Below are 12,468 nucleotides of genomic sequence, written 5' to 3' on the forward strand. Positions count from 1 at the left end.
GCTCGCCCAAGCCTGCCATTGCGACGGATGGTGGCGCTTGGTGGATTCAAAAGCTACACTGCAACTGTCTAAAAGAATCGACCCGCAGACCTCTTTGTCGGTTCCATAACACAGATTATACAACTTAAGGCCATAACCGCAAAGTTCGAATGTCCTGTTCCTGCAAAGTTGGAATGTCACTCCTTGGTCTGAATGGCGCCTGGGAGCTTGCTGATGGGACTAATTACGATGAGCTAGCGCGATCTGCCGCCGATCGAGATTTTGTCGAAGGTCATTGCCGTCCGAATGAGCATGGTGTCCGGGGCGCATGTGCTTGATCTGAGCACACGCAAGATCCGGCGGCTGCTCGAGCGAATGCAAAATGGTGGCGCGGTATCGATCCGGCACAAGGCGATCGGCCGGCCATCGAACAACCGGATCAGCAACGGTGTCTGAGATTACGCGGTGACGCTGGTTCGCGAACGCTACGCGGATTTTGCGCCGACATTGGCGGCCGAGAAGCTGGCTGAGCGCGAAGGGTCTGATGTCTCGCGTGAGACGTTGCGCAACTGGATGTCGGAGTGCGGTCTTTGGCTATCCCGCAAACAGCGGCGGACGTTTCGTCAGCCGCGGCTGCGACGTGAAGCCTATGGCGAGCTGGCGCAGATTGACGGATCGGACCATCGTTGGTTCGAGGATCGCAGCCCGCCGTGCTCGTTGCTGGTGTTCGTCGACGATGCGACTGGCAGATTGATGCAGTTGCGGTTTGTTCGCTCGGAGAGTGCCTTCACCTATTTCGAGGCACTGGAGCTTTATCTGAAGTGTCACGGTGCACCGGTTGCCTTTTATTCCGACAAGCACTCGGTGTTTCGGGTGGCGAGGAAGGATGCCAAGGGCGGTCAGGGCATGACCCAATTTGGTCGTGCGCTTTGCGAGCTCAACATCGAGATCCCTTGTGCAAATTCGAGCCAAGCCAAGGGCCGCGTTGAGCGGATGAACCGCACGCTGCAGGATCGACTTGTTAAGGAGCTGCGGTTGGCGGGCATCGACACCATGGACGCAGGCAATGCGTTTTTGCCGGGCTTCATGGAGGACTACAATACACGCTTCGCGATCATCCCTCCCCGATCTGACGACCCTGCATCGTCCGATGAACCTGGCGCCCGATCGACTGGGCTTCCTTCCCGGTACGGCGCGTGCCCATAGTGACGATTTCGCCTTCGTCATCCTTGTCGAGGAATGGCCCGCGCCGCCGGCCGGCTTTACCGTTCGGGGGAAGGCCGGTACCGAGGCGCAGCGATGGCCCTCGCCGGCGGCCAAAAGCTGCACGCAAATATTGCCGACCGACACGACATACACCGGGAAGGGCAAGCCATTCGGCGACATCAGCCAGGCAAGCTGGTCATATACCGCCTTCGGTTCCAGCTGGTATCGGCGAAGATGGCTCAGTCGGGCATCGGCCCGATGTCGCCATGCGCGGCCATCAGCGCCATGGTGGTGGATTGCACGCCCGGTCCAAGCGAGACGGCGCGCAGGCAGATCGAGGACGCCTTGCCCTCCCCGGTGACAACAGGAGCGTGGAACATCAGGCCGCCGCGCGATCGTCGGAGGCGGCCGGTTGCAGCACATGCAGATAGTTGACCGCCCGCTAGGCATCGGCGGCGGCCTGGAAGATAGCTCGCTTGTAATTGGCGCGGACGGTCAGCCAGCTTTCGAGGTCCGCCGTTCGATCGGGCCAGCGGGTTTTATACTTGGTATAGGGACTGAGATCGCGACTGACACGGTCGGCCTTCGCTGTCCAATGAATGTGCTCATGGCTCAGGACAGCGACGTAGGAGGCCGCATCCCGGACGGTCTCGAAGGGTGGCATCTGGATGTGGTCGGAGACAGGTGCATAGAATGGCTACGATCCGACATGCTGCATATCGGCACCGGCATTGGTAAAGGATTGGTCGGCGCCCTCATTCGTTTGACCGGATCGATGACCGGCGCGGGCCGGAATAATAATGTTCGGGCAGCCTGCTTGAAGGTTATCCAGATAGGCCCGGCATAGCCACGCGCCAGGGCTGGACCCAAGGTCGCACCATCTTCTCTAGCTGCCCGACGATCAGGTTCGTGATTCGCTCATAGATGTCGATGCGAGTCTTGTTCTTCTCTTTACTGCGCATTTTTAAGAACCTCCCGTCTGGGGCATGCGCCAATCACGGCCTCGTCGCGAGGTGCAAAAAAAGGCGGAGCAGGCTCGCAGGCAGAGCACCCGGAAAGGCCGGAACGGAGCGCCGGACGGCGAAGCCTTTGCGCTGGCTGCCTGGCTTCGCCAAGATCCTCGACAGGACGGGGTCGTGAACTACCGCTGCGGAAAGAGAAAGGCGGCGCGCTGCGCCGCCTTTCTGCAATCAAGGAGGAAAGTCGGTTCAGTGAACCGAATGGCCGCCGCAATAGGGATCGCAGACGTAATGAGCACCGACTTCGGCGTCGTAGAGTTCGATTTCGGGAATGACGCCGTATTCGTCGGCGAAGCGGAAGAGGATGACCGTGGTTATGAGGGTGCGGGCGAGGTTCCAGGCGTGCTCCTGGGCAAGTTCGAGGTTGTGCGACACCTGAGGGCTCCATCTTGGAGCGGGACAATCCCGCTCGATGGCTCTGTCAGCGTGCGGCGGCGGGCGCGATCACCACAGGCGAAGACAAGCGGCCACAATTTGCTAGCGGACCCCTGCGGGTTGATCGTGGAAGATCCGCAGCCGCATCAGGAATGCCATTACTGGAAAGCGGGTTTGTACTGCGGCAATGGGGATAAAGGTGTGTTGCCGAGCGCCGTCCCGTCCGACATGCCGGGGGACAAGCCTGTACAGTTCGGCTGAGGGGATAGTCTTGCTTGCCGCTATGGGAGCGGTGCGACATGGTTCGTCAGCCTCAAGACTAATGGGATGTTACAGCATAGAGGACGGTACGCTTGACGTACGAAAGTGCACCTCACGGGATCCCGACCACGCACGCAGATGAGTTGAACGCCGATCTCCTATCGTTCGTCCGGAGCGAGTGATGACACGTTCGCCGATTGGTCGGCGACATTCATGGACAGGAGCTCCGACCGCCACAGCCGATCCTTTCCCTTCGCAACTCGCCAGGTTCGACCGTTCACAACTGTACCCCGCGCGGTGCAATATTCGGGAATTGAAAGGCGGAGAACATCGTCCTCCCCCGACCATTCGGCGATGACGGTGATGCCGTCGCCAAACTCGACCAGGCATTCCGGTCCGGGTTTTCCGTCGTCATCGACCGTCACCCGGCCCTTCCGGAAAGCGTGGCTGTGCGGAAACACGAAGCGCATGCGGCACTGCTCCTCTCGACGCGTTTCGTCATCTGCCCGCGGCGGGGCACCCTCGTCAAAAAAGCATAGTAGATTCAAACGATCCTCGGTGCCTACGGGCAGATCTCAAACGAGCCTGCCGTCTAACTAAAACGCAGCTTCACCAACGAAATTCGGCTGGTTAGCCGGAACCCAAGAAAGGTGAACGACAGCAACCATCTGCATAAAGCTGATCTGCTCGACGCTAGGGAAGCGCTTGAGGCATTCGAAGGCTCAGAGATCGTCTACCTGACCGCTGGGCTGCCGATGGATCTTAAGCTTTGGGTCGAACAGTGGCCGGTCAACATGAAGAACGTGTTCGACGCATGCGCCGACCACGGCACCCGGCTGGGAAGCGAGACGTCGAAGTCGACCATCATCTTGAACAACGCTATCACCGCTTCGAAGTCTTCGCGGATATTCTAAAGCTAAGGCCGCTGGCGCGAGGATTGCGGGATCACCGCATCGGCGATGTCTCCGCTTCCAGCGCGGTGGCGACAGCAGACTCGAACATCGCCGCATCCGTCCGACTCGAAGCCTTCGGCCTTGCAGACCACGTAAAAGGGATAGCCGAGACCAATCGGCGCGCGCTCGCCGAAAACAGCGCGGAGAATGAACTCGAGGGCTCATTCCACACGAGTTCGAAGGAAGAGAGCGTACCGGCCAGATCGCGCTGCATCCGGTTCAGCGTTCGTGCACCTGCGTCTAAACTGTCGAAGGACAACAGCGCGGTGCTTGTGGTGGATGGTGCCGGATGCAAACGCAGCACCGCTTTCGTGATCACACCGAGCGGTCCTTCGGACCCGATGAACAGGTGCATCAGATCATAACCGATAATGTCCTTGGGATACGGAACAAGGTGGCTGAGCACAGTTTCGTTTGCCAGCACGCATTCCAGCCCGAGAGCCTGGTCGCGCGCAACGCCATAGCGAAGGGGCCGGAAGCCACCTGCATTGGTGGGCAGTGTACCGCCGAGATGGGCGCTGCCGCGCAGGCCATTGGCAATCTCATGAAAATAACACCTTCGTCAAACCGCTGGACCTGTCGTTTACCTGTGGCACCAGGTTCCGGGTGGTCGCCAGGAAAGATCGCACCTTAACGCGTGCCACTGCGGTTCGTGGTTGGCTGCTGGCCATCCGCGATCAACCCATCGGGACTTGAGCGGCGGACGCTTGCGCAACCAACCCCAAGACGGGTGAAGCGGCAGGGCTTTCGCCTCGCCACCGAGTCTCTGGATCAAGCGCCCTGCCTGATCTCGTCGAGGATTGCGTGGGCGCGATCCATGCGCACGTGCCCGCCGCTGCGCAGCTTGGCGACGACGGCTTCGATCTCCTCGCCTTGCGCACCGGCCATGACGGCGATGTTGCGGGCATGGAGCGACATGTGGCCTTTCTGGATGCCTTCCGCCGCCAAAGCGCGCAGCGCGCCGGTGTTCTGGGCGAGGCCAACCGAAACGATCACCTGCGCCAGTTCCTGCGCGCCGGTGACACCGAGAAGCTTCACCGCGGCCTGCGCCACAGGATGGGTCTTGGTGGCGCCGCCGACGAGGCCAACCGGCATCGGCACTTCCATCGTGCCGACGAGGTTGCCGGCAGCATCCTTCTCGTAATGCGAAAGCGATGTGTAGCGTCCGCCCGCTGCTGCATGTGAGTGGCAGCCGGCTTCCACGGCGCGGGTGTCGTTGCCAGTTGCCAGCACCACGGCGGTGATGCCGTTCATGATGCCCTTATTGTGGGTCGCGGCGCGGTAGGGGTCGGCTACGGCGAACGCATAGGCGTCGATGATGCCGTCGACGACGTCCGGGCCACCAAGCGCTGCTGCGTCGTAGGTCGCGCGCACACGGGCCATGCGGCGGTCGGCTTTGTTGGAGAGGATCCGTAAGCGCACGCGGGCATCGGCGATTTCGGCCACCAGCGGTGCCAGCGCCTCGGCCATCGTGTTCACCGCATTCGCACCCATCGCATCGCGCACGTCGACGATGAGATGGAGCACGACATAAATGCGCCCTACCCCGGCTTCCACGATGCGCACGTCGATGTCGCGCGCACCGCCACCCAGCTTCACGAGGACCGGATCCTGCTCGTTTGCGAGCGCCAGAATGTCGTCGCGGCGCTCATAAAGCTTGAGGCGAGCGCCATACGGGTCCTTCGTGCCGACGAGCTGGATCTGCGAGATCATGATCGGCTGGTCGGCCGAGGTGAAGAAGCCGCCATTGATGCGGGCGACCGAGGCCATGTTGCTGGCCGCCGCCACCACCGAGGGCTCCTCGGTCGCCATCGGAATGAGGTAGTCACGGCCGTTGACAGTGAAGTTCGCGGCTACACCGACCGGGATCGACAGCGTGCCCACCACGTTCTCGATCATGCGGTCGGCAATCGACAGTATGTCCGGATTGGGCTGGGTCAGGCTGGCCAACTCGCTTTCGGGCAGCCCGGTCAGCTCGACGACGGCCTTGAACCGGTCCGCTGGCGAGAGCTTGTAGAAGCCCGGAATACGGCTGTTGACAGACATGTGGCGAAACTCCCTGCGTTTCTTTTTCGGGAAGCTAGGTGGCACGAGCTGCGATGGACAATGTGCAGGAAACACACAGAGCCGGGATGCGCCTGTGGCTTCGTCACACGTCGCTCAAACGGCTTGGCCCAATACGTGCAGGCGCAGCGCTACGTGAACTTCAAGCGTGCGCGCGGGGTCGGACCAGTCGGGATTGATATGCGCGATCGTATCAAGGCGCTGCCGCATCGTATTGACGTGGATGCCGAGCAGCTCGGCGGCTTTTTGCACGCTTCGGCCGGTGTCGAGATAGGTGAGCAGCGTCACCGCAAGCTGGCTCTTGCGCTTCTCGTCCTGCTCCACAAGCGTGCCGACCGCACTGCGCAGGAAGGCTGCGATGGCATCCTCGCCACGGTTCTGGAACAGCAGGCCGTACATCGAGAGGCTGCGCTCGAAGGTCACGCGACCCTGCTGGTTCAGGCCGCGGATGAGACCGAGGCAGCGGCGCAGCGCCTCATACTGAGCCGGCACCTTGTCGAAGCTGGAAACGGGATCGGAGATTACGATGGTGAAGCGCTGGTCGAAGGCCTCATCGAGCCGTTCGGAGATCCGTTTTGCGAGCTTTTCAGGGTCAGCCGCATTGGAAACGATCGCAAGGTCGCCGTTGAATTCGGCAAAGATCGTGTCGCGTCCTGCGAGCGTCGAGCGCAGTGCCGACGAGGCCTGCGCCGAGGTGATTGCAAGCAGTTCCACCAGGATGACGGTGACCGGCCATGTCAGGCTGATGCCTGGCGGCAGGCGGCGCGCGCTTTCAGGCGAAAACGGATCGGCAATGCCACGCAGCAGCGCCGACACCGTGTCGGCGACGTTGCGATGGGCCATCTGTGCGATGCGATCGAGCGACAGCAACACGATGCCGGTGGCGATGGCGCTGCGCTCGAGCGTGCGCGTTTCAGACGGCGAAAGCGGGCGACTGCGGGTAAAAACCAGCGCGCCGAGCCGTGCCGAGCCGCCCATTACGGCAGCGACCAGCGTGGTGCGGCCGTCCGCCCCCATGAGCGCCACGGAACGGCCAAGCCGATCACTTTCGCGCACGGCCTTGGCCAGCTCTTCATCGGTAAGCTGGCCCGGCGCCGTGCCGGAGATCGCGGTGCGGCTCTCGTCGATCACGCCGGCCTCGCCCTTGAGCAGCTTGGACACGCGGTTGACCAGGTCGTCCAGCGTACCGCCGCGTGCGATCAACTCGGTAAGCTGCTCATGCGCCACTGCCGCCTGCTCGATATCGTCGGCCTTGGCCCGTAGCGCGGCATTGGCGTCCTTAGCCAGCAGGAGTGAACGCTGCGCTTCCTCGAGCAGCCGCGCATTCTCGATGGCCAGGGCTGCAAAGGTGCCGAGCGAAGAAAGCACTGCCATTTCCTGCGGCGTATAGGAACGCACATAGCGGTCGCCGACGAAAAGCACGCCCATGACATGGGCTTCGAGTTCCAGCGGGATGCCGAGGATCGAGACAATGCCTTCGCCGCTGGTGGCGCGGTCGATCTCGACATCGTGGTCGAAATTGCGGTCGGCGGTATAATTGTTGGAATAGAACGGCCGGCGGGCGCGCGCCACGCTGCCGCAAACGCCGATGTTGCGCGGTACGCGGATACACCCGAAATCCTGTGACATGACGCCTTCCGTCACGCGCACGTAGAAGTCGCCGCGCTCGTCGTCGGCTGCCGAAAGATAGGCGATGTCGCTGCCCACGAGCTGGCGTGCGCGTCGCACGATAGCCTGCAGGATCTGGTCGGTATCCCGCAGGGCAGACAGATCGCGCGCGGTCTCGTAGAGCGCCGAGAGCTCCACCTCGCGCTTGCGCTTCAGCTCGAAGTTTTCGCGCAGTCGCAGCGCCGTCGCCATGGCACTACCCAGCGTATCGGCAGCCGCCTCGTCGCGCGCCGTACCTTTGGCGGCATTCGCGAGTTGCTCGAAGCTCGACAATGGCGCATTGCCGTCGAGAAGCGCCAGCATGCGTTGGTAGTAGGATGCGATATCCAGATTGTCTGCCGGCTTGTGGCCAATGGGCACGATCTCAGCATGACGCGACATGGCAACTCTCCAACATGGCGGCTCATCTAAGGCGTTGCCTGCCACCCTGTATGGACTGACACAGGCCCCGGTGGGAGATAATGTACAGAAAGCACACAACAACAAGCGATCCATATTGCCTGTGAACATCCGCACAAGCCAAGCCCCCGGCTAAATGTCGCTCGAAGAGGAGACACGGCATGGCGGATAGCGTGCGGATCGTGGAAGTGGCGCCACGCGACGGACTTCAAAACGAGGCGGTTGCTGTTTCGGTCGCAACCAAGCTCGACCTGATCCGGCAACTGCGCGACGCAGGACTTGCCGCGATCGAGGTCGGAAGTTTCGTGTCGCCTAAGCGCGTGCCGCAAATGGCAGATACCGACGAGGTCGTGCGGCAACTCAATTTAGATGGCGGGGTCCGTTATCCGGTGCTTGTTCCCAACGAACAGGGCATGGTGGCGGCCCTTGCCGCCGGCGTGCGCGAGATTGCCGTCTTCGCCTCGGCGTCCGAGACGTTCTCGCAAAAGAACATCAACTGCTCGATCGAACAAAGCATCGACCGCTTCCGGCCGGTGGTCGAGATGGCAAAGGCCAATCATGTTGCGGTGCGCGGCTATGTTTCTTGCGTGCTTGGCTGCCCTTACGAGGTCAAGGTGGCGATGAATGCCGTCGTTTCCGTGTCGCGCAAGCTGGCCGAACTCGGTTGCTACGAAATCTCACTCGGCGACACGATCGGCATCGGCACGCCGTGGCAGGCCCGCGATATGGTGCGCGCGGTGGCGGGTGAACTCGACATCGCCACGCTCGCTGCTCACTTCCACGACACACGCGGCCAGGCGCTGGCCAACATCCTGGCCTGCCTTGAAGAGGGCGTTTCGGTTGTCGATAGCGCTGTCGGCGGTTTAGGCGGCTGTCCTTATGCACCGGGTGCCGCGGGCAATGTCTCGACCGAGGATCTCGCTTTCATGCTGGATGGCCTGGGAATCCACACCGGCGTCGATCTCAGCCGCGTCGTGGCGGCAGGGCAGTTCATCTCGGCCGCACTCGGCAAAACGTCTCGCTCCAAGGTGGCGCAATCCATGTGTGCATGAGCCATCATCGAGGTCCGCACGATATGGCAAAGCCACATTGCGAACGCTACGCCAACGCCTGACCGTTTCCACAGGAGGAACAGAATGACCCAACACACCGCCGCATCCGGCCCGCTCGCCGGCGTGACCGTGCTCGACATCACCCGCGTGGTGGCCGGTCCTTTCTGCTCGATGCTGCTTGCCGAACTGGGCGCCACGGTCATCAAAGTCGAGCACCCCGACGAGCCCGATTATGCCCGCACCTTCCCGCCGATGGTTGAGCATGGTGATGACGAGTTCAGCGCCTTCTTCGCGCAGTACAATCGAAACAAGCAAGGCATTACGCTCAACATGAAGACGGTCGAGGGCAAGCAGCTTCTGCGCCAGCTCGTCCGCAAGGCCGACATCCTGGTGGAGAATTTCCGGCCCGGCACGATGGAAAAGCTCGGCCTCGGCTACGAGGTTCTGAAACAGGAAAACCCGCAGCTGGTTTATACGGCGATCAGCGGTTTCGGCCGCACCGGACCTAATGCATCCCGGCCTGCCTATGACAATACCGGCCAGGCAGCTGGCGGCCTGTGGTCGATGAACGGCTATGCCGACCGCCCGCCGGTTCGCGTCGGCACCATCATCGGCGATCTCGCCGCCTCGCTCTATGCTGCGATCGGCACGCTGGCTGCTCTGCGTCAGGCCGAACGGGACGGCTTGGGCCAGGTGGTGGACATTTCGCAGCAGGATTCGGTGCTGACGCTGACCGAGAACGCCGTTGTTCGCTACACGACGAAGGGCGAGGTCGCCTCCCCGCTCGGCAACGACCATCCCTTCGTGCGCCCTTACGGTTCCTTCCCCTGCAAGGATGGCTACGTGTTTTTCGGCGGCTATACCGACAAGTTCTGGCGTATCACCTGCGAAATGTTCGGCGAGCCGGAAGTGGCTGATGATACCGAGATCGACACGATGGAAAAGCGCTTTGATCCGGCTGTTGCCGAGCGTCGCGTGACGCCTTTGCTGGCGCGCTGGTTCGGCCAATACACCAAGGCCGAACTCGAGGAGATGGCGGGCGACCGCGTACCGCTCAGCGCCATCAAGACCATCGCCGAAGTCGTCGAGGATCCGCATATCGCCGCGCGCGAAATGATCGTCAACGTGCCTGTCGCCGGCAAGCTGGTGCGCATGTTCGGCATGCCGATCAAGCTTTCGGAGGCGAAGAGCCGCGACCATGTGAAGGCGCCGACGCCCGGCGAGCACAACGCCGAAATCTATGCGCGCCTCGCCGGTCTGTCTGCGGAAGAGATCGCCGGACTGGCTGAACGGGGGGTGATCTGATGTCGATCGAAATCGAGCGGGTCGGCCACGTCGCCACCATCCGCATCAATCGGCCGGAAAAGCTGAACGCGCTGTCGCTTGCCATGTACGAGGACCTCGGCAAAGCCTTTGCCGAAACGCGCGACGACGACGCGGTTCGGGCCGTGGTGCTGACGGGTGCGGGCGAGCGCGCCTTTTGCGTCGGCGCCGACCTGATGGAGTCGATTCCCGCTCTTGCCAGCGACCGCTTCGATATCAGCGCCTGGGACCCAGCGCATCTCAAGGGCATGAACTTCTACAAGCCGATCATCAGCGCCGTGCGCGGCCTGTGTATCGGCGGCGGCTTCGAGATCATGCTGGCGACCGACATCCGCATTGCCGCGACCGATGCCGTTTTCCAGCTACCGGAACCGAGCCACGGCTTCGTGCCGGCCGGCGGCACGCTGGTGCGGCTTGTGCGCCAGATCGGCTATGCCCATGCCATGGAGATCCTGCTGTCTGCTCGCCGCTTCGGCCCGGAAGAGATGCGCGCAAAGGGCGTGGTCAACCAGGTGGTCGCGGCCGACAAGGTCGAGGGCGTGGCGCATGACATCGCAAGCCACATCGCAACGCTGAGCCCAACCGCGATCCAGACCATCAAGGAAGCAGTGTTGAAACTGCAGGATCTGCCGCTGGAAGAAGCTTTCGCCAGGGAAGCGGAGCTTGGACAGCGCACCTTTACCAGCACCGATGCAAAGCGGGGCCTGCAGGCCTTCGCCGACCGGGCTGCACGCTAGGGCGTGTAGCGATTTGTCGAAGACCGACACTGCCGGTCTGCCCATGTGTGTTTCCGCGACATTGAACGCGGCCTCGCCCCACCCCTAGGCTCACACCCATACCGCTCGGCTGCGTGCAGGAGGTGCGTGCTGCATAGACGGGAAACCCTGGGAGGAGAAACGATATGAAAGGTTCGACGCAAATCGTGCGCACCATGTGCCTGACCATCGCTGCGACGGTATCAGCATTCGCCGTGACAGGCGCGTGGGCGCAGGATGCCAAAATCAGCGACGGTGTGGTGAAGATCGGCTTCATCGAAGACATGTCGGGCGTTTATGCCGACATTACAGGCAAAGGGGCGGTCACGGCTGCCGAGATGGCGGTCGAGGAGTTCGGCGGCAAGGTCCTGGGTAAGCCGATCGAGGTGCTTTCGGCCGATCACCAGAACAAGCCCGACATCGCGGCCTCGGTTGCGCGCAAGTGGTTCGACGAAGACAAGCTCGACGCGGTGCTCGACGTGGCTTCCTCCTCGCCCGCGCTGGCGGTGCTGGAAGTCGCAAAGCAGAAGGAAAAGATCATCACGCTGAGCTCGCCGGGCTCGCTGAGGATCACCAACGACGTTTGCGGCCCCACGGTCGTGCACTGGGCCTATGACAGTTATGCCATCGCGCATTCCACGGGCCAGGCGCTCATGGGGGCCGGCTTCGACAGCTGGTACTTCGTGACCGCCGATTATGCCTTCGGCCACAGCCTGGAGAAGGACACAGGCGACGTCGTCACCGCGCAGGGCGGCAAGGTTCTCGGCAGCACGCGCCTGCCGGTCGGCACCAGCGATTTCGGTTCGGCGCTGCTGACCGCTCAGTCGTCGGGTGCCAAGGTGGTCGCGCTGGCCAATGCGGGCTCGGATACTATCAACTCGATCAAGCAGGCCGCGCAGTTCGGATTGGCTCAAAGCGGCATAAAGATTGCGACGCTCGCAGGCTTCATCAACGACGTGCACGGCCTCGGTCTTCAGGAAGCGCAGGGGCTCACCATCACCGAAGCGTCCTACTGGGATATGAACGACGAGACCCGCGAATGGTCGAAGCGCTTCTTTGAGCGTGTCGGCGCAATGCCCAACATGCTGCAGACCGGCACCTATTCCTCGGTCAAACACTATCTGAAGGCGGTCGAGGCGGCGGGTACCGACGACACCAAGATCGTGATGGCCAAGATGCGCGAATTGCCCATCGAGGACATCTTCTACAAGGGCACGATCCGTCCCGACGGGCGCATGGTGCACGACATGTATCTCTTTGAGGTCAAGACGCCGGAAGAATCCAAGGCGCCCTGGGATTACTACAAGCTCGTTTCGAAGATCGACGGCGAGAAGGCCTTCCAGCCGCTCGAGAAGTCGACCTGCGAACTGGTCACCAAGAAATAGCGGTCGGGGAACCGCTTGCCGGCAGGGCG

The 12,468-nt window shown here is 62.0% G+C and carries 13 protein-coding genes and 1 pseudogene; 6 read left to right on the forward strand and 8 right to left on the reverse strand.

The window, feature by feature from the left end; all coding sequences use genetic code 11:
* Positions 1-243: 243 nt before the first annotated feature.
* Positions 244-1,153 (forward strand): annotated as a pseudogene (locus IE166_RS17570) (ISNCY family transposase); the annotation flags it as partial.
* 271 nt (positions 1,154-1,424) lie between these two features.
* On the opposite strand, the gene IE166_RS20890 reads toward IE166_RS17570, so the two are convergent.
* The 5 genes from IE166_RS20890 to IE166_RS17590 all read right to left on the reverse strand — a co-directional run bounded on the left by IE166_RS20890 (position 1,425) and on the right by IE166_RS17590 (position 3,310).
* Positions 1,425-1,565 carry a hypothetical protein gene (locus tag IE166_RS20890; protein ID WP_189506894.1) on the reverse strand — a complete coding sequence of 47 codons (141 nt, stop codon included), beginning with the start codon at positions 1,563-1,565 and terminating at the stop codon, positions 1,425-1,427.
* Between the two features lie 62 nt (positions 1,566-1,627).
* Positions 1,628-1,849: a zincin-like metallopeptidase domain-containing protein gene (locus IE166_RS20975; protein WP_385963962.1), complete on the reverse strand. Its 222-nt coding sequence runs from the start codon at positions 1,847-1,849 to the stop codon at positions 1,628-1,630.
* A 160-nt stretch (positions 1,850-2,009) separates the two neighbouring features.
* Complete coding sequence (locus IE166_RS20980) at positions 2,010-2,147, reverse strand: ArdC-like ssDNA-binding domain-containing protein (protein WP_385963959.1); 138 nt, start codon at positions 2,145-2,147, stop codon at positions 2,010-2,012.
* Between the two features lie 246 nt (positions 2,148-2,393).
* Positions 2,394-2,579: a hypothetical protein gene (locus IE166_RS17585; RefSeq protein WP_189506528.1), complete on the reverse strand. Its 186-nt coding sequence runs from the start codon at positions 2,577-2,579 to the stop codon at positions 2,394-2,396.
* A gap of 419 nt (positions 2,580-2,998) precedes the next feature.
* Entirely contained in the window at positions 2,999-3,310 is a 312-nt protein-coding gene (locus IE166_RS17590; protein ID WP_189506530.1) for a hypothetical protein, read from the reverse strand.
* A gap of 180 nt (positions 3,311-3,490) precedes the next feature.
* Here IE166_RS17590 and IE166_RS17595 point away from each other — a divergent pair, with 180 nt between their 5' ends.
* Positions 3,491-3,754 (forward strand): Rossmann-fold NAD(P)-binding domain-containing protein, encoded by a 264-nt coding sequence (locus IE166_RS17595; RefSeq protein ID WP_189506532.1) that lies wholly within the window; start codon positions 3,491-3,493, stop codon positions 3,752-3,754.
* 31 nt (positions 3,755-3,785) lie between these two features.
* Here the strand turns inward: IE166_RS17595 and IE166_RS17600 are convergent, their stop codons facing one another.
* From IE166_RS17600 to IE166_RS17610, 3 genes are all read right to left on the reverse strand, one after another.
* The gene (locus tag IE166_RS17600) at positions 3,786-4,217 is read right to left on the reverse strand and encodes an FAD-binding oxidoreductase (protein WP_189506534.1); all 432 of its coding nucleotides are present in this window, start codon (positions 4,215-4,217) and stop codon (positions 3,786-3,788) included.
* 347 nt (positions 4,218-4,564) lie between these two features.
* A complete protein-coding gene (locus IE166_RS17605; protein WP_189506536.1) occupies positions 4,565-5,839 on the reverse strand; it encodes a hydroxymethylglutaryl-CoA reductase, degradative in 1,275 nt (424 codons plus the stop codon).
* A gap of 114 nt (positions 5,840-5,953) precedes the next feature.
* Entirely contained in the window at positions 5,954-7,906 is a 1,953-nt protein-coding gene (locus IE166_RS17610; RefSeq protein WP_189506538.1) for a helix-turn-helix domain-containing protein, read from the reverse strand.
* A 179-nt stretch (positions 7,907-8,085) separates the two neighbouring features.
* On the opposite strand from IE166_RS17610, the gene IE166_RS17615 reads away from it, so the two are divergent.
* The 4 genes from IE166_RS17615 to IE166_RS17630 all read left to right on the forward strand — a co-directional run bounded on the left by IE166_RS17615 (position 8,086) and on the right by IE166_RS17630 (position 12,439).
* Positions 8,086-8,976 (forward strand): hydroxymethylglutaryl-CoA lyase, encoded by an 891-nt coding sequence (locus IE166_RS17615; RefSeq protein WP_189506540.1) that lies wholly within the window; start codon positions 8,086-8,088, stop codon positions 8,974-8,976.
* Between the two features lie 84 nt (positions 8,977-9,060).
* Positions 9,061-10,281, forward strand: a complete 1,221-nt coding sequence (locus IE166_RS17620) for a CaiB/BaiF CoA transferase family protein (protein WP_189506542.1) — start codon at positions 9,061-9,063, stop codon at positions 10,279-10,281.
* The gene (locus IE166_RS17625; protein ID WP_189506545.1) at positions 10,281-11,036 is read left to right on the forward strand and encodes an enoyl-CoA hydratase/isomerase family protein; all 756 of its coding nucleotides are present in this window, start codon (positions 10,281-10,283) and stop codon (positions 11,034-11,036) included. Before IE166_RS17620 ends, IE166_RS17625 begins: the two co-directional genes overlap by 1 nt.
* Before the next feature lie 164 nt (positions 11,037-11,200).
* Positions 11,201-12,439: an ABC transporter substrate-binding protein gene (locus tag IE166_RS17630; protein WP_189506547.1), complete on the forward strand. Its 1,239-nt coding sequence runs from the start codon at positions 11,201-11,203 to the stop codon at positions 12,437-12,439.
* The last annotated feature ends 29 nt before the right edge of the window (positions 12,440-12,468 follow it).

This window comes from Tianweitania populi, from assembly GCF_014652875.1.
In the GTDB taxonomy this organism is placed as follows: Bacteria; Pseudomonadota; Alphaproteobacteria; order Rhizobiales; family Rhizobiaceae; genus Tianweitania; species Tianweitania populi.